General features: G+C 64.6%; 19 protein-coding genes and 1 pseudogene. 4 read left to right on the top strand and 16 right to left on the bottom strand.

Features of this window, described 5'->3' with window-relative positions; all coding sequences use genetic code 11:
• Positions 1–98: 98 nt before the first annotated feature.
• A protein-coding gene (locus ACPYIS_RS06715) for an IS3 family transposase (RefSeq protein ID WP_424859250.1) occupies positions 99–1,270 on the top strand; the annotation gives its coding sequence in 2 pieces (ribosomal slippage) (positions 99–354 and positions 354–1,270; 1,173 coding nt in all).
• 37 nt (positions 1,271–1,307) lie between these two features.
• Here ACPYIS_RS06715 and ACPYIS_RS06710 read toward each other — a convergent pair.
• The 9 genes from ACPYIS_RS06710 to ACPYIS_RS06670 all read right to left on the bottom strand — a co-directional run bounded on the left by ACPYIS_RS06710 (position 1,308) and on the right by ACPYIS_RS06670 (position 9,026).
• Entirely contained in the window at positions 1,308–1,508 is a 201-nt protein-coding gene (locus ACPYIS_RS06710) for a hypothetical protein (protein ID WP_424894836.1), read from the bottom strand.
• Between the two features lie 400 nt (positions 1,509–1,908).
• A complete protein-coding gene (locus tag ACPYIS_RS06705) occupies positions 1,909–2,337 on the bottom strand; it encodes a holin family protein (RefSeq protein ID WP_369668594.1) in 429 nt (142 codons plus the stop codon).
• Entirely contained in the window at positions 2,334–2,852 is a 519-nt protein-coding gene (locus ACPYIS_RS06700; protein ID WP_425974029.1) for a glycoside hydrolase family 108 protein, read from the bottom strand. Before ACPYIS_RS06700 ends, ACPYIS_RS06705 begins: the two co-directional genes overlap by 4 nt.
• Complete coding sequence (locus ACPYIS_RS06695; RefSeq protein ID WP_425974027.1) at positions 2,849–3,178, bottom strand: phage holin family protein; 330 nt, start codon at positions 3,176–3,178, stop codon at positions 2,849–2,851. Before ACPYIS_RS06695 ends, ACPYIS_RS06700 begins: the two co-directional genes overlap by 4 nt.
• Positions 3,179–3,188: 10 nt before the next feature.
• Entirely contained in the window at positions 3,189–4,247 is a 1,059-nt protein-coding gene (locus ACPYIS_RS06690) for a phage late control D family protein (protein WP_424894900.1), read from the bottom strand.
• A 12-nt stretch (positions 4,248–4,259) separates the two neighbouring features.
• Positions 4,260–4,496 carry a tail protein X gene (locus ACPYIS_RS06685; protein WP_424894839.1) on the bottom strand — a complete coding sequence of 79 codons (237 nt, stop codon included), beginning with the start codon at positions 4,494–4,496 and terminating at the stop codon, positions 4,260–4,262.
• Complete coding sequence (locus ACPYIS_RS06680; protein ID WP_424894840.1) at positions 4,493–5,392, bottom strand: phage tail protein; 900 nt, start codon at positions 5,390–5,392, stop codon at positions 4,493–4,495. The genes ACPYIS_RS06685 and ACPYIS_RS06680 overlap by 4 nt, the downstream gene beginning before the upstream one ends.
• Positions 5,393–5,433: 41 nt before the next feature.
• Complete coding sequence (locus ACPYIS_RS06675; RefSeq protein ID WP_425974066.1) at positions 5,434–8,625, bottom strand: phage tail tape measure protein; 3,192 nt, start codon at positions 8,623–8,625, stop codon at positions 5,434–5,436.
• Positions 8,626–8,777: 152 nt separating this feature from the next.
• On the bottom strand, positions 8,778–9,026 hold the full coding sequence (locus ACPYIS_RS06670; RefSeq protein ID WP_424894842.1) for a phage tail assembly protein: 249 nt from the start codon (positions 9,024–9,026) through the stop codon (positions 8,778–8,780).
• Positions 9,027–9,102: 76 nt separating this feature from the next.
• Between ACPYIS_RS06670 and ACPYIS_RS06665 the strand changes: the two genes are divergently transcribed.
• Together ACPYIS_RS06665 and ACPYIS_RS06660 are read left to right on the top strand one after the other, a co-directional pair.
• The gene (locus ACPYIS_RS06665) at positions 9,103–9,354 is read left to right on the top strand and encodes a type II toxin-antitoxin system prevent-host-death family antitoxin (RefSeq protein WP_424894843.1); all 252 of its coding nucleotides are present in this window, start codon (positions 9,103–9,105) and stop codon (positions 9,352–9,354) included.
• Positions 9,341–9,667, top strand: a complete 327-nt coding sequence (locus tag ACPYIS_RS06660; RefSeq protein WP_424894844.1) for a type II toxin-antitoxin system RelE family toxin — start codon at positions 9,341–9,343, stop codon at positions 9,665–9,667. The genes ACPYIS_RS06665 and ACPYIS_RS06660 overlap by 14 nt, the downstream gene beginning before the upstream one ends.
• Positions 9,668–9,693: 26 nt before the next feature.
• Here the strand turns inward: ACPYIS_RS06660 and ACPYIS_RS06655 are convergent, their stop codons facing one another.
• The 7 genes from ACPYIS_RS06655 to ACPYIS_RS06625 all read right to left on the bottom strand — a co-directional run bounded on the left by ACPYIS_RS06655 (position 9,694) and on the right by ACPYIS_RS06625 (position 15,190).
• Positions 9,694–9,975 carry a phage major tail tube protein gene (locus ACPYIS_RS06655; RefSeq protein ID WP_425974105.1) on the bottom strand — a complete coding sequence of 94 codons (282 nt, stop codon included), beginning with the start codon at positions 9,973–9,975 and terminating at the stop codon, positions 9,694–9,696.
• Positions 9,976–10,042: 67 nt separating this feature from the next.
• The gene (gene istB / locus ACPYIS_RS06650; protein WP_045786199.1) at positions 10,043–10,807 is read right to left on the bottom strand and encodes an IS21-like element helper ATPase IstB; all 765 of its coding nucleotides are present in this window, start codon (positions 10,805–10,807) and stop codon (positions 10,043–10,045) included.
• Entirely contained in the window at positions 10,804–12,450 is a 1,647-nt protein-coding gene (istA, locus tag ACPYIS_RS06645) for an IS21 family transposase (RefSeq protein ID WP_424894389.1), read from the bottom strand. Before istA ends, istB begins: the two co-directional genes overlap by 4 nt.
• Positions 12,451–12,527: 77 nt before the next feature.
• The gene (locus ACPYIS_RS06640; protein ID WP_425974064.1) at positions 12,528–12,839 is read right to left on the bottom strand and encodes a phage major tail tube protein; all 312 of its coding nucleotides are present in this window, start codon (positions 12,837–12,839) and stop codon (positions 12,528–12,530) included.
• Positions 12,839–14,338, bottom strand: a complete 1,500-nt coding sequence (locus ACPYIS_RS06635) for a phage tail sheath subtilisin-like domain-containing protein (RefSeq protein ID WP_424894845.1) — start codon at positions 14,336–14,338, stop codon at positions 12,839–12,841. The genes ACPYIS_RS06640 and ACPYIS_RS06635 overlap by 1 nt, the downstream gene beginning before the upstream one ends.
• Positions 14,339–14,408: 70 nt before the next feature.
• A complete protein-coding gene (locus ACPYIS_RS06630) occupies positions 14,409–14,738 on the bottom strand; it encodes a hypothetical protein (protein WP_424894846.1) in 330 nt (109 codons plus the stop codon).
• Positions 14,738–15,190 carry a hypothetical protein gene (locus ACPYIS_RS06625; protein ID WP_424894847.1) on the bottom strand — a complete coding sequence of 151 codons (453 nt, stop codon included), beginning with the start codon at positions 15,188–15,190 and terminating at the stop codon, positions 14,738–14,740. Before ACPYIS_RS06625 ends, ACPYIS_RS06630 begins: the two co-directional genes overlap by 1 nt.
• Before the next feature lie 94 nt (positions 15,191–15,284).
• Here ACPYIS_RS06625 and ACPYIS_RS06620 point away from each other — a divergent pair.
• A pseudogene (locus ACPYIS_RS06620) lies at positions 15,285–15,962 on the top strand (IS5 family transposase); the annotation flags it as partial.
• Positions 15,963–15,991: the final 29 nt, after the last annotated feature.

Genomic DNA, 15,991 nt, shown 5'->3' with positions numbered 1-15,991 from the left:
TGGAACCGATTGCGTAACGTGATTTCACTCAGGTTTGACCTTGCCCCTGGAAACCGGATCCCTTGCTGAGTGGTTGAATACAGGCAAGGAGAACGGAAGTGACGAAGGCAACGAGAGCGCGCTACACGCTGGAGTTCAAGCTGGAAGCGGTCAGGCTGGTCAAGGCTGGCCAGAGCATGGCGGCGACGGCGAAGATCCTGGGCATTGCGCAACAGACGCTGCACAACTGGATCCGTGCGGACCGAGACGGTCGTCTGGCGGGGGCTGGAAGCAAGCCGGTGAGCCCAGAGCAGATGGAGATCGCCAGGCTGCGCGCGGAGCTGGCGCGGGTCAAGATGGAGCGCGACATCCTGGGAAAAGCGACGGCGTACTTCGCGAAGGAGCGGGGGTGAAGTACGCCTGGATCGAGCGTAACCGCAAGCGCTGGCCCGTGTCGGTGGCGTGCGCAGTTCTGGGGGTGAGCCCCAGTGGGTACCACGACCACCGTGTGCGCCAGGCACGACCACGACGTGGGATCAGCAACGATGCTCTGCTGGTTCATATCCGAGCGATCCATGCCGAAACGCGTGGCGAGTACGGCTGGCCGCGGATCTGGAAGGAACTGCTGGCACGCGGCATTCGGGTGGGTAAGGAGCGCGTTCGCAAGCTCATGAGCCTGCACGGCATCCGCGCCCGAGGCAAGCGCAAGTTCAAGGCTACGACCGACAGCAACCACAAGCTGCCGGTGGCGCCGAACCTTGTGGATCGGCAGTTCAAGCCGGCCACGCCGAACGCCGTGTGGACGAGCGACATCACGTATGTGGCCACCGACGAGGGCTGGCTGTACCTGGCGGTGATCATCGACCTGTTCAGCCGCCAGGTCGTGGGCTGGTCGATGCAGCCGCACATGCGGCGCGAGCTGGTGATTGACGCGTTGCACATGGCCTGGTTCCGCCGCCATCCGCCGCCGGGACTGATATGCCACAGCGATCGCGGCAGCCAATACTGCAGTGCCGACTTCCAGAAGGCGCTGACCGGCTACGGCATGCGCAGCTCGATGAGTCGCAAGGGGAACTGCTGGGACAATGCGCCCACGGAAAGCCTGTGGGGCTCGCTCAAGGTGGGCAGGCTGCACGGCAAACGCTTCAAGACCCGGCGCGACGCCATGGACGAGATCGTCGACTGGCTGACGTTCTACAACCACCGGCGGCTTCATTCGTCGTTGGGCTATGTCAGTCCGATGCAATTCGAACGGGCTTGGCTTGCCGCCCAGAAAAGGCAGGCTGCGTAACGGTCTCAGCTATGGGATCCGGAACTCGCGGGCAAGGTCAGTTGAGCAAGGGATACAGACTCTCACACAGGGCGATGTTCCAGAGGTAGAGTGCCACCGCCCGGTCGCGGTCACCCCCCGAGTGGTTCAGGTAAGGCGCCAAGCGCTCAGGCGCAAAGGCAGCCTCGAGCTCCGACCAGGTGATCGTCGTGCCCGAGGGGCTTGGTGCTGCTTGGCTGCTGGAGCCTGTATGTTGCATAGGTGGCCTTCTCAACTCCGCCGTCAAGGCACAGCGGAAGAGCAACTGGCAACGAGTGGCGGGGGTGTGTTATATTTCGTCTGCAGTCCCCGGGCTATTCCTCTCCCAGTCTCCAATGAGTCTGGTGATGAACCCGGGGTTAGTTTTTTCTGGGGTCGGAAAATTACGATTCCGTCCCCTGTCCCCTGTCCCCTGTCCCCTGTCCCCTGTCCCCTGTCCCCTGTCCCCTGTCCCCTGTCCCCTGTCCCCTGTCCCCTGTCCCCTGTCCCCTGTCCCCTGTCCAAGCCGTCATTTTACCGGCGCACCCCAATACAAAGCAAAAATCCCCCGACCCCACCACCCATGAAGGCAGTGAGATCGGGGGATCGTCGTTTCAGGTTGTCGTGCCCGGCAGCACCAGTCACCGGGCTGGCCCACGCCACTTGTCGAAGCTGCGCGCGCCGGTGTAGCCCAGGTAGCCAGCACCGAATAGCCACCACAGGCTCTCGGGCACTGCACCCAGCAACTTGTTCAAGTTCTCCGCTGCCTGGAAGACGTGCGTTGGCCACCAGATGCCGATGATGGCACCCATCACGCACAGCAGGATCACGCCGTAGATCACATACAGAAACGTCGGCCGTGCCCGGCTGGTCCAGGGGTCGGCCGAGTTGGCCTCAGCCAGGATCGCCGAGAGGCTGGTCTGCATCTCCTGCAGCGCCAGCTGCCCCTCGGCCTGCAGCAGCGCGAGCTTGGCTTTCTCACGTTCGGCTGGGTCAGGCACCAGGCGGTCGATGAGTCGGCTGCCGGCTTCGAGCAAGCCCGGGGCCAAGGTGGTAAGTATCGGGGTCATACCGTGCCCTCCACGAATTCCGCCATTCGGTTCATCCAGCCAGCGGCGAAGGCCGACTGCTTCGGATCGTTGGTGATCAGCCGACCGAGGTGGCGTAGGCGCTGGCCGAGCACCTTGCCGTAGAGCACACCTTGGTCAGCTTGTGCGAGTGCCGCGCTGGTCTTGGGACCGATCACGCCGTCGGCCGTGACGCCGAGAGCGCTTTGCAACCACTGCGCCGCTCGCTTCGGTCCGGAATGCACACCGGCATCGACCAGCAAATGCAGCAGCGCCGGATGCGTGATGACCTCGAACCCTGGGCCGGTGATGTACTGCTGGCGGTAGAGGGCACGGGCTTCGGTTTCCGTCAGCGCCTGCACTTCAGCAACCGTGGCGGGGCGACCGAGCTTGCGCCAGTTGCCCAGCGTCTGCGCGGTGATGCCGAAGTTCGTCGGCCCGCCCCGGTCAGCCGGGTGATTCACGTAGCCGCCTTCCCGTCGCAGGATGTCATCCAGAATCTGTTCGATGGGGTTCATGACCGCTCCTTGCTGGTCGAATTACCCAAGCGCGTCTGCGCCCAGCGCTCCAATTGGTAGATGGCCTGGCTGCCCATGTGGCCGGAGATACCGACCAAGGCTGCCGTGACCAGCGGATTGAACTGCGCGGCCTCGCACAGCCAGAAGGTGATGAGCCCGGCAAACGCCGAGGTGGCGATCTCGCCGATGAGCTCGACCACGTTGAAGGCCCGGGTTTCGCCCGACTTCACCTTGCGATAGAAATTGACCAGGCCACCCCAGGCAGCCAGACCCGTCACCCACAGGTAGGTGATCAGGCCGTAGGTCGAAGGATCTTTTTCGGGCACAGTGGCCTCCTTACTCAGATTGGGTGATGGGAACGGGGGCGGCGGTGAAGCGCTCGCACTCGACCTGCGTCGTGTAGCCCTGGGCACCGAGGCGGTGCTCGACGCGCTTGATGCGCCAGTCGGTGGGGATGCCCGGGCGCAGATGGATGGACAGCCGGCCTTCTGCCGCCAGCCTGGGATCGCCCGGCAGGCTGAACGAGAGCTCGCCCTGGCCGCGTTCACCGGTGTTCTTGCGGGTGGCCGCTGCGGCCTTGGCCTCGGCTTCCGTAGCATGGACGTAGCGGATTTCCTCGAAGGGCGGCGATCCGGTGGTCACTTCCCGGCGCTCGCCTTTCTCGAAGTCCCACCAATAAGCCTTGGTGCCGCCGGTGCTGACCTGCGGGGGCGACTGGCCGTTTTCCCCTTGGGCGCTGCCGGTACCAGCCGGTTTGCGTGCGCTGTGCTGGTAGCGCCACTGCGCCAGTTGCTCGGGTTCCAGCCGTAGCGTCGGCAGCACCTGACCGGTGATGGTCTTGGCCGCACCTTGGCGAGCCAGCACCAGAAAGCCCGCGACAGGCTTCGCTACAGCATCGTGCTTCGTGGCCAGACGCGTCAGCAACGCCATGTCCGACTCGGCCGTCTGGTCCAGATGGGGAACAGCGATGGCACCGAGTTCGGGGTCGATCTTGGCCTGGTAGCGGTGTTCTGTAGCGATGGCTTCGACCACGGCCCCGAGCGTCGTCGCCTCCCAGGAGCGCGTCTTGGGACTGCGAAACGGCCCGACCATGTCGGCCGCCTTGGCTGAGACCGACAGCGTCGCTGGGGGCGAACGGATTTCGATCTCATCGACGATGAACTTGCCCATCGCCACCCAGGCGCGGCCAGCGTAGGACAGCGAGACTTCGAGCACCGTGCCGATCTTGGGCAACTGCGCAATCGCCCCATCGGCGCGGCGTCGGTCATCCAGCGTCAGGCGCAGGGTATCCGAGGACAGACCGGCTTCATCGGTCACCACCAGTTCGAGCAGCCGGTCGGCCACGGCGCGGGTGATGTCGGTGCGGTCGGCGAGGATCAGGAAGGTGGGTTGCATCGTGCGTTCTCCTCACGACCAGATGCGTACCAGCGGCAGCACGGGCTGGTCGTGGAGTACCGGCAGAAAGACGGGCGTGCCCGCAGGCAAACGCAGCATCTGCGCCACCGGCAGTCGTGCCAGTTGGCGGTTGGCCTCGATGACCAGCGGCAGTACATCGAGGCGGCCGTAGTGCCGCCAGACCAGCGCATCGAGCATCTCGCCCTCGCGAGCGGTAAGTACCTGGGCATCGAACGATTTACGCCTCATGGCAAGGCCTCCTGCAACCAAACCAGTGCGGTGTGGGTTTTTTCCAGCAAGGCGACGAGCTCGCCGGCGATCTCACTGTGGCGCTGGCTGTAGAGCACGGGGTCGGTGCGCGCCTGGATCTGGGCAGCGGTGGTCCACAGCGCATTGATCGCGGCGAGCAAGGCGCTGATCTGTGCGTCCAGTGCGGCAGAGGAAGTCAGCGGTGCATTGGCCACCGTGATCACCTGCTGGACCAGCGGATCGACCGCGTTGGTCGTCAGCCCTGCCGACATCAACTGGCTGTGCAGGCCGTTGAGGCTGGCGCCGAAGGTGGCGAGCAGGTCCTTCAGGGCAAGGTGAACAGACGCCACCCGCGTGACTTCTCTGGTATTGCCCAGACCGTTGAGCAAGCCGGGCAACGACCCGAGCAGGTCATCAATCGCACCGATGGGGTCGGTAAGTACCGAATCGACGACCGAGAGCACCGCGAAGGGGCTCCAGCCGCCCGAGTAGTCGGTGACGGTCTCGTCCTCACCGTAGGCCTTGAGCTTGACCTCAAACCCCACCCGGCGCGGCTGACCGTCGTCCATCAAGACGCTGCGGGTGTCGCCCACTTCGACGATCACCCACGCGCCCCACACCCGTCCCAGGCCATCGACCAGTTGCAGCGGCTCCCCCCGATCAGCCAGTTCGCGCATTTCTTCGACTTGTTTGAGGCCCGCGTCGAAGCCCGGAAACAGCACACCCTGCAGCCGGATCTCGGCGGGCTCGCGGCCAGTGAACTGCAGCGCGGGTTCGCGCCCGATGCGCGCCTGCTCGGGCCAGCGCCAGGACTGGCTCATGGCCAGACTCTGGTAGGTGGCGTGCCCCATCTCGAAACGAAACGGCCCCAAGGCCAACATCACGCGTTCGGCCATAGCGAACCTCCGCAACAGGAAATGGAACTCAGGACAGACGATCAGTCGTGCAACGCGGCACTGGAGCCGCGCAAGGCGTCGCGGATCAGGCTGCGCAGCCGACTGTCGAGCAGATCGGCCAAGGCCTGCGGGTCGCTGCCCGGGGGCGCGTGGATGGTGATCTGCGGGGCGAAGTGGATCGAGGGCGCACCGGGCGTGTGCGGTGCGCTGGGCGAAGGCGGTGCCGCCAGTGACGGGCTCCCGGGTATGGAGATCTGACCAGACGGCACGGCCAAGCCCACCGAAGGCCGATCCGGTGAGGGCAACCGCAGCCCTGGCGACGACGCCTCGGGCGTCCCCAGCGCAAACGGCACCGCCTGCAGCGACTGCGCCAGCTGCCCGACTTCATTGACGACCACTGGCCCCGCGGCGGCCACCCCTTGCGCCAGGCCGAGCGACAGCGCACTGCCCAGCGTGGCAAATACCCGCGAAGGACTGTGGATACCCAGCATCGTTTTGAAGCGGTCACGCACCCCAGCCGCCACTTCACCGACTGCGGCGACGGCCTGCTCTGCGGCATTACGCACGCCTTGGGCGAGTCCTTGCAGCATCGCACTGCCGAGACTCATGAACTGGCCGGGCAGATCACGCAGAGCGGTGAGCATAGAGCCAAGGACGGACTGGAGCGCCTGCAGTGGGCTGGGCGAACTCAGCACAGCGGTCAGTTGCTGCCAGGCCGACTGCGCACCACTGACCACGCTGCCCCACAGGCCGCCGAAGAACCCCGAGAGGGGTTGCCAGGCAGCTTGCAGTGCAGCCAGCGGCGAGAACGACACCAGCCACCGAAAGCCCTCCATCACCCAACCCACCAACGTACTGACTGCCCGAATCGGGAATGTCAGCACCGTAAACGCCGTGCTCAACACGCTGCCGATCACCGTCCCGAGGGACTGACCGGATGCGGACAGGTTGTCGAACTCATCCTTGGTGAGGGTGACCGGGGCCAGCAGATCACCGACCCAGCCGACCAGGCCGCTGACTGCATCGGCAATAAATCCAAACACCGACGCGACCGCTTGCCCGATAGGGGCCAGCGGGGCCAGGGCCGTGGTCAAGCTGGTGATGGTCGGCTGCACTGCGGCGCGAATGCCTTGGAACACGCCACCCACATAGGCAGCAATGGGGTCCCAGTATTTGCGGATGACAAGGGCGAGACCGGCGACCGCCACACCAATCCCAGCCACGACCCAGGTGATCGGGTTGGCCAAGAGCGCTGCCGTGGTCGCACCAATCGCCGGCAGCATCGTCCAGAAGGCCAGTGCCGCCGACTTGATCGGGGCGATCAGCCCGAGGGCGCCCGTCTGAATCCGCGCCCAGGCCAGTGACAACAACCCGCTGCTGGCACCGGTCGCTGCTGCCTGCACTTGCAACAGCGCAAGTCCTGCCCGCGCCGATTGAAACGCCACCTGGGCACCGAGGATCGGCCCCTTCACAAAGGTCCAGGCATAGCCCAATGCGATGGTGGCCACCTTCAAGCCCAGCACGGCACCGACGGTGCCCACCACCACCTGGGTGACGATGGGAAACCGTTCGGCGAGATGGGCCAGGCTATCGATAGGCCCCATCAACGCGCCCACCAGGCTGTTCAAGGCCGGCAGCAGCGCATTGCCCACCGTGATGCCCAGCCGGCTCATCTGGTTCTTGAGGAGCTGCAGATTGTTGGCGGTGGTGGCCGAGCGCGCCTCGTACTCCTTCTGCATCGAGCCGGCGTAGGCCGTCTGATCGGCCACCAGGTCCACTGCCTTCTCGTAGGTCTCCATCGAGCCCACCAGCTTGGCGATGTCGTCGGCGTACTCCATGCCGAAGAGATCCGACAGCGTGCCCATCAGGTCGGGGGCGTTTTTGACCTGCCGCAGGAAGGTGGTCAGCGCGCCTTGGGCGTCACGCTGGATCATCTGCTTCATGACCTCGGCCGACAGCCCGATGTCCTGCAAGCCCTGCTGGAACTTCTCGTTCTGCTTGTCGGCGGTGGCCAACTTCATCAGCAGCGCATTGATGCCGGTGGCGGCTACCTCGGGTGGCGTCTTGAGTGCCAGGAAGGTCGCGCCCAGGGCATTGAGCTGCGCCCCGGACAGGCCGAAGAGCTTGGCGGTCGAGCCTGCACGGTTGGCGATGTTGAGCAGGTCGGATGCCTTGGCATCCATGTTGTTGGACAGATGGTTGATGGCGTCGCCGAGTTTGACCACCTCGTCCTGAGTGAGGCCGAAGATCGAGCGCAGGCCTGTCATGGCCGCACCCGCCTGCTCACCGGTTAGGTCAAATGCCACCCCCATCTTGGCGGCGTCCTCGGCAAAGCGCAGCAACTCTTCGCGGGCGATGCCGGCTTGCCCTGCAGCCGCGACGATGGCGCCGATGCCGTCAGCGGCCATCGGAATGCGCGTCGACAGCAAGAGCACATCCTTGCTCATCTGCCCGAACTGATCCGGCGTGTCGAAGTTCACCACCTTCTTGACGTCGGCCATCACCGACTCGAACTGGACCGCCGGTTGCACCAGGCCATAGAGCGCACCGCCCAGGGCCACCGCGTCCATCAACTGGGCGCGGTAGGCGCTGCGCTGCTCCAGATTGCTGGCCTGGGCCTGTTGCGCGCGGGTCAGGGCTTCGGTGCAGGCGCGCAAGGTCTCCATCGTGGAGCCGAGATGGGCCTGCTCGCTGGCGAGTTTGTTTGTGGCGACACCGGACTTTTGCAGTTCGGTGGTCAGGTTGGCCACCGATGCCTTGATCTGTTCGTAGGCAGTCTTGGCCTTGCCCGCCTTCTCGACCAGGTGATCGAGCTGCCGGGCATAGCGGGCCTCGGCCTTGGCCTCCTGCTCGGCGAGCCGTTGACGCGCAGTCTCCAGCGCAGCGGCGGCGCGGGCGCGCTTGACCTCGGATAATGCCGGATCGGCTGCTTTCGCCTCGAGCGCAGACACCCTGGCGCGAGCGGCATCCAGTCCCTTGGTCGACCACTGCCCGGCGGCCTTGGTCTGCTGCAATTGCATGACCTCGGCCTGCGCCTTGCGCCATGCCTCGCCCGCTTCGATGGCCTGATGCTTGAGCTCCTGCAGCCGTTTGATGCCCAACTGCTTGTTGCCCAGTTCGGCCATCGTGGAGCCCAGCTGGTTCAACTGGGCCTGAGCACCGCGCACCGCCGAGCCAAGGGAGGCCGCCAGGGTGGCACCGATGCTGATCTGAACGGGATGCGCAGTGGCCATGGTGAAACCTCAGGAAGATGGCACAGCGGATAAGCGCCGCGCCCATGACAAGGCCTCGACCAACTCACTCACCTCCAGGGCAAGCAACTCGGATCGAGGCCAGTGGGTGTAGAGGGCGAGTTCCACCACGAGGGCGGAGAGCTCACCCGGATTTACTGCAAAAAACCGCCCAGCACCTTCTGCAGCTGGGCGTAGTCCTTCATATCGAGCTGATGGATCGCCGCTGGCGGCAACTCGGCCAGGTTGGCGATCAGCCGGATCTCGCGCTCGGCGTCCGTCCCGGCTGCCTTCTGCGCGGCCAGGTGGTCACCCACCGTGGGGCGACGCAGGGCGATCTCCTTGATCGGCAGACCGTCGTGCTCGATGGGGAAGTTCAGGGTGATGCGTTCGGTGGTGTTCATGAGACTATTCCTGTTCATCTTGAAATAGCGCCGTATTTGGCGCTATATTCGTAGTCATTAATTTGGAGAATCAACCATGGATGCGATCTACGCCGACTACTCGATCAGCATGTCCGAGTTCAAGAAGAACCCGGCGCGCGTGCTGCGCACAGCGGGCGAGAAGCCCGTGGCAGTGCTGAATCACAACCGTCCGGCCTTCTACATGATCACGCCCAAGCTCTTCGAGGCGCTGGTCGAGGAACTGGCCGACCGCGATCTGGTGGAGCTGGCTCGCCAGCGTCTGACCATGGTCGATCAAGCGATTGAGGTCGATCTTGACCAGCTCTGAGGTGCCGCCAGGCGCGACGCAGTACCGACTGAAATTCCTGCCGGCAGCGCTCGACGAATGGAATGCGCTGGACGGCAGCGTCAAAGCGGTGCTCAAGAAACTCCTGAAGAAGCGCCTTGAGCAGCCGCGTGTCCCGGGTGCTGAATTGCATGGGGATCTGCGCGACTGCTACAAGATCAAACTCCTCAAACAGGGTTACCGGCTGGTCTATCGGGTCGAGGATGACGTTCTGGTCGTCTTGGTTCTGGCAGTGGCCAAGCGCGAGGACATGGCGGCTTACCGTGCGGCCATCGAGCGGCTGATTTCAGATTGATCGCTCCGACCTGCGCACTGGCGGGCTCATAACCCAATGGCCGTGCGAATGGCCTCCATCTGATCGACCCCGCCGACCTTGCGCACGAGGTTCACGGCATCGATCTCGATCAGCTCTTCTTCGTTGATCGCGAGCTTGTAGTAGCGCGCCGCGACCATCACGGTCAGCGTGCTCTTGTCGCCCGGCTTCCAGGTGCCGGGGTCGAGCTCCTTCCAGCCACCACGCAGATTCACCACCACCGGCTGCGCGGTCTGGCCCTGCGCCTGGATGGCACCGCGCAGGGTGAGCTGGGCTTCCGAGACGTCCAGCCCCCGATGGCCACCCCAAACTGCCCCACTTGTGGCCGGTCAAACTGCTCCAGGCAGGACGGTCGAATTATGAGGCTTCAGGGCTGATGGCGATGCGCGCGGCGGCCTCCTTGAGGCGGTAGCTCTTGCCCTCGAATTCCAGCATCGCGCAGCGGTGCATCAGGCGGTCCAGGATGGTGGTGGCCATGGTGGCGTCGCCCAGATACTTACCCCAGTCCTGCACCACCCGGTTGGAGGTCACCACGATCGACCTGCGCAACTTGTAGCGCTGGTGCACGATGGCCTGCAACACCTCGGCGGCGTGCTCGCTGATGCGCCGCGCCAGGAACAGGTCATCCAGGACCAGCAGGTCGGGCTGCACCCACTCCTTGAGCAGTGAGCCCCGCTCGGTGGCATTGCCCAGCGCGTAGCGGCCAAACTCGGTGTCCGCCTCCAGATAGCGCACATCGTGACCGGCCAGCGTGGCCTGGTAGGCCACCGCCTTGGCCAAGTGGCTCTTGCCCGTGCCGGGCTTGCCCACGATCAGTGCATTGGCGCCCTCTGCGATGAACTTGAGCGTGTGCAGCTCAAAGCAGGCCGATCTGGGCAGCTTGGGGTTGAAGCGCCAGTCAAAGTCGGCCAGCGTGACCTTCTCATCCAGCCCCGAGCGCTTGTAGCGGCGCTCCATCAGGCGCGTTCGGCGCCGGTCCAGCTCGTCTTGCAGCATGGCGGCGAAGGTCTCCAGGAACGGCTCCTGGCTGGCCTGGGCCTGCATCACGCGGGTCGACAGGGTCTCGGCAATGCCCGAGAGGCGCAATTCGCGCAGCGCGCGTTCGATCTCGGCCAGGTTCATGCCAGGCTCCCCGGTGCGGTGGTGGTGGCAGCGGTGGTACTGGATACGGTTGCCGTGGCCGTGGCTGCGGCGTGCGCGAAGAGATCACCGTACTCATCGACATCGCGGATGAGCCCGTGCTGCTGGGTCAGCTCTGGGGTGGTGAGCACCGCGCCGTTGTCACCGCTGGCATGGGCTTCAATGGCGGCGAGCGCCTGGGCAAAAAGACCCTCGCTCAAAGCCAGCACGCGCTTGTAGCTGTAGATGCCCTGCTCCAGGGCCTGGGCACAGGCGGCGTTGACGCAGTGGGCCGGGTAGCGCCGCACCAGAGCCACGATGCCCCAGAGCTTGCGCTGCCCGACCCGCCCCTCGATGGCAAAGAGCAGCTCACACAGACGGGCCGCATGTTCGCCGATCTCGCTGGCCTGGCGCAGGATGTAGCGGGTCTCGCGCGAGGGGTTGAACACCCGCTCGTCCTGGGGCAGCACGACAGAGCCAGGACGCTCGGCCTTGGGGTGGGTGCGCAGCAGATCGCCCGTGCTGGCCTGACGGATCTCGATGCGCTGGGCGTAGATGCGCACCAGCACCTTCGATCCGATGGCCGCCGGGCGCGCGGCGTAGCTGCTGTGCGCGACGCGCACGCAACTGTCATCGCACACCGTGCGCTCGACCTCGCTGAAATACTGCATGCCCAACAGCGGCAGCGCCTTGAGGTAGGCGCGTTCTTCCTCGAACATGGCCTGCACCTGGCGCCGCTCGGTGCCGTGGATGCGCTTGGCCGCCCAGTTCTTCTCCCAGTGCGCCAGGAACTCGTTGTGGGCCTCGATGGACTCGAAGCGCCGGCCCTTCAAGGCCGTGGCCTGGGTGTGGCCGATAGCGTGCTCGACCGTGCCCTTGCGGTTGGGGTCGCGTACCCGGGCTGGGTCGGCCACCACATGGTAGTGCGCCAGGGTGGCAGCGTAGACCTTGTTGAGTTCGGGTTCGTACAGGTCGGGCGTGATGACGCCTTCCTTGAGGTTGTCCAGCACCACGTACTGGGGGCAACCACCAAAGAAGCGAAAGGCCCGCTCGTGCAGCTCGGCCCAGATCTGGTGGCTGGACTTCCAGACCACGCAGCGAAAGCTTGCCCGCGAGTAGCGCAGCGTGGCCACGAACAGGCGGGGTTTGCGGTACCGATCAGAACCCGGCACCCGGGTGGGAGCGCCTTCGCCGTAGTCGACCTGCATCTCCTCGCCGGGCAGGAAGCTCAGGCGGTCGAACTGCTCGGGCTCCTTCTGGCGCAGTCGGGCCACGAAGCGTTTGACGGAGTTGTACTGGCCGGCAAAGCCGTGCTGGTCGACCAGGTCCTGGAAGATGGCCATGGCGTTGCGCTTGAGACGCAACTGCGCCTGGATGAACTCACGGTGGGGTTCGCACAGGGAGGAAGCCAGTGGCGCAGGGGCAACAGCAGGAGCCGGTGGCCGGGGTGGGGCAGTTTGACTGGCCACCGCCTCAGAGCCGGTGGCCACCCCGGGGCAGTTTGCCCGTTCGGCCGCAAAGCGTTGCCGGTAGGCGCGGATGGTGTGACGGGAGATACCTGTGACCCGCTCGATCTCTCGCTGGCTGGCGTTGGCCTCCAGCAGCGTCCATATGGTGGTTTGCAAGTGTGGCTTCAAGACGTTCACTCCGGTGGTCCCCTCGTTGGTGAGGGGGTGAAAGTAACGTCCTGCCTGTCGGCCAGCGGGCGACCAACATGCCAAGCTCAATGCATCAGGTCACCACTGGTCAGGTGGAGCAATTTGGGTGGCCATAAGTGGAGCACTTTGGGTGGCCGCCGGGGCAGCAGCCCGAAGAGCTTGAAGAGTTCCGGGTCAAAGTCCGAGATCGTGAGCTGCGCTTCGAGCTTCTCCATGCCCAGATCGAGCTCCACCGGCAGATCCATGCCGCCAGCACGGTGCTCCTCGGTCTTCAGCGTGAGCTTCGGTAACTGGATCTCATCGACCCGGCCGGCATAGCCGCGCCCGTCGACAAACAGGTTCATGTTTTTCAAGACACGGGGTAGTTCGATGGCCATTACAGAATCTCCTCCAGGTAGTCACCGACCAGGTGCGAGCGAAACACGATGTGCTCGGCCGGGTACGGGGGGGTGAAGTCAAAATCGAAATACACCCGACCGTCAGCGATCGACTCCGGGGTATTGAGCTCAGGATCGGCCCAGCAGCGCCCGCCGAGGATCGCCGAGCGGGCCTTCAATTGCCGCAGGTAGGCGTTGGTCATCTCCACCACCTCGTCGATGTAAGTGCGGGTGATGTTGCGATCCACCGCCCACAGGTGGGCGCGCACCAAGGACTCGTTGATCATGTCGGCGGTGCGTCGCACACTGAGGAAGGCCCAGCGGCTGTCGGTCGCGCAGCTGCGGTTGCCCCACAGGCGAATGCCGTCCTGCGCGATGAAGGTGGTGACCGAGAACTCGTTGAGGTAATTGGCCTGGGTGTCCGGGTCGTTGATCACCCAGGAGATGGGGCGTGCGGTGCGCAGCACCCCGAGTACCACCTGGTTCGACGGACTGAACCAGAAGCCCCGCGTCTCGTCAGACTTGGCGATCAGGCCGGCCACGCGTGCCGAAGGCGGCTCGGCCACTTCCGAACCATCCTTTTTGCGCACCACCAGCCAGGGATCGACCAGGTAGGCTCGATCCGAGCCAAACTGGCTGCGGTAGTCGATGGCCGCTTCGTCGTTGGTGTTGGGGCCATCGATCACAGCAATCGCCCGGGTCTTCTGGGCCACTTCAATCAGCGCATCGGCCACCGGCTTGAACTGCGAGAAGCCCGGCGCGATCAGGATGCGCGACTTCATCTCGGCGCGGGTCTGCATCAGCGCGGCGATCCCCGAGAGTTGGCCGGTCGCGGCGTCCTGTCCCCCAATCACATGGCTGATCGTGGCTTCCAGCGTGTCGCCCTCGGGCACGCGCACCACATAGATGAAGGGACTGGCTTGATCGTAGATGCCGGTGATCGCCCAGGGCAGGGTTCCTGAAGTCCCCAGGTGCGCGGTCAGACGCCGGTTGGTCACCAGCACCGGCACGTTGAGCGGAAACGGCTCGTCCATGCCACCTGCCAGCGGCTTGGAGCCCAGGGTCGAGGCCAGGATGCCGGCGCCCGTGCCTTCGGCCACTTCGGCCGTGATCAGGGCTGAAGCCGCCTCGTCGGCATTGAGGGCTGCGACCACCTCTTGGGCCGTGCTCACCCGCTGGCCGGTGGCGTCGCTCGCCAGCGTCACCAGGATCAGGGTCATGCCCGGCGTGCGGGTATCCAGCGTGATCGACAGCGGCTGGTTCGGGGCGGTGGCTGGGCGCAGCTCCAGTCGCAGGCTGTTGCCCACGATACCGGCCTGCTTGGCGCGCACCGTTAAACTGGCGTCGCCCGTACCGACCGTGAGGGTGGCGTGCCGTGCCGGGGCCGCATCGGGGGCGGTGCCCACCAGGCCAATGACCGAGGACTTGACGGTGCGCACCGTGCGCCCGCCGTCCTCGATTTCGATGAGTTCAATCCCGTGCAGGAATCGGTCTGCCATAACGGTTCTCCAGAAACAAAAAATCCGCCCATGGGCGGAATAAATCGGGGGTGAATGGGGAATGCAGGTTTCAGCGCAGCGGCTTGCCCTCGTCAGGCTCGATGGCCTTCTCGCAGTGGTTCGGATCAAGCCGATCCAGCAGCCGACAGAAGACGCAGGCCCAGCGCTTACCCTCGCGCGCGGCCTTTCCGGCGCGGGAACTGAGCGTCTCGTCTTCGTGACCACCGAAAGCGGCGTTGGCCAGCTGGTCGTGGGCCACGGCCAAGGTCCAGGCACGCCGACTGCCTGTCAGAGCAGCGGCCAACATCCACACGGAAGCGATCACAGCGGCGATCTGGCAGAGTATCCAAATGGCCAGCATCGACAGGCGGTGTGAGATCGCGCGGATCAGGGCGGACATCACTGCAGCACCTCCTGCACCCGGGCCTCGGTCAAGAGACCGCTGGCGGCGAGCGCCTGCAGGCCACCGATGGTCTGGGCATCGGCCAGATTCACCTCTTCAGCGATCTTCAACTTGTCGAGAAACACCTCGACCATGACCTCGGTCTTGGCGGCGGTGTAGATCGCAGCCAACTCCTCCATGGTGAAGCGGTTCATGAAGGCTAGTTTGGTGATGACCTTCTGGGATGGAGCAGCCACGACCCGGGCTGCTTGTTCCGAAGCGATGAGGGCCAACACCTCCTCATCGGTTTTGCCGGGAAAGCGATCAACCGCCTTGCCGTCCTGCAGGGCATAGCGCAGGGCCAGTGTCGAAGTGGCTTTGCTGGGTGCTGGTAAATAGCCCTCCAGCGCCTCGGTGGAGATATCGCGCACCACCCCGTTGTCATGAAATGCAATGTAGAGCTTGGACATCGCGGTCTCCTTTAGGGAGCCGCTGATTTAATCGACGCAGCCCCCGAGACTTGGCACAATGACGCCAACGCGCCCAGCCCGCAGACAAGTGCCCATGCCCACCCAGACGAGCTTTGCCGAACTCGAGTACATCTCCAAGAAGAAGCAGACCCGACGTGAGCGCTTTTTGGCCCAGATCGAGGCGGCAACCCCCTGGGCGCAGCTGGTGGCGGTGATCGAGCCGCACTACCCCAAGGGCAACCGAGGCCGCCCGCCCATCGGGCTGGAGCGCATGCTCAGGATGTACATCGCGCAAAACTGCTTTGGGCTGTCCGACGAAGGGATTGAGGACGCGTTGTACGACAGCCAGGCCATCCGCCGCTTCGTGGGCATTGACTTGGGGCGCGAGGCCGCCCCCGATGCCACGACGTTGCTCAAGTTTCGTCGCCTGCTCGAAGAGAACAACCTCACGGCCGCGATCTTTGAGGCCATCAACGCCCATCTTGCCAAGCGCGGGCTTTTGATGCGCCAGGGCACCATTGTGGATGCCACCCTGATCGCTGCGCCCAGCTCGACCAAGAACAGCACGGGAGAGCGCGACCCCGAGATGCACCAAACGAAGAAAGGCAACCAATGGCACTTTGGCATGAAGGCGCACGTCGGGGTCGATGCTGACTCGGGCCTGGTGCACACGGTGGTGGGCACAGCGGCCAATGTCAATGATGTGACCCAGGCGCATCATCTTTTGCATGGCAAGGAGACGGATGTCTTTGGTGACGCTGGCTACCAGGGGGGGATGTCCTGTTTTTTGTGTGTGGGGCG

Source organism: Tepidimonas sp. HKU78 (assembly GCF_049860815.1).
Classification (GTDB): domain Bacteria; phylum Pseudomonadota; class Gammaproteobacteria; order Burkholderiales; family Burkholderiaceae_C; genus Tepidimonas.
This window is presented reverse-complemented; position numbering and strand designations above follow the sequence as displayed.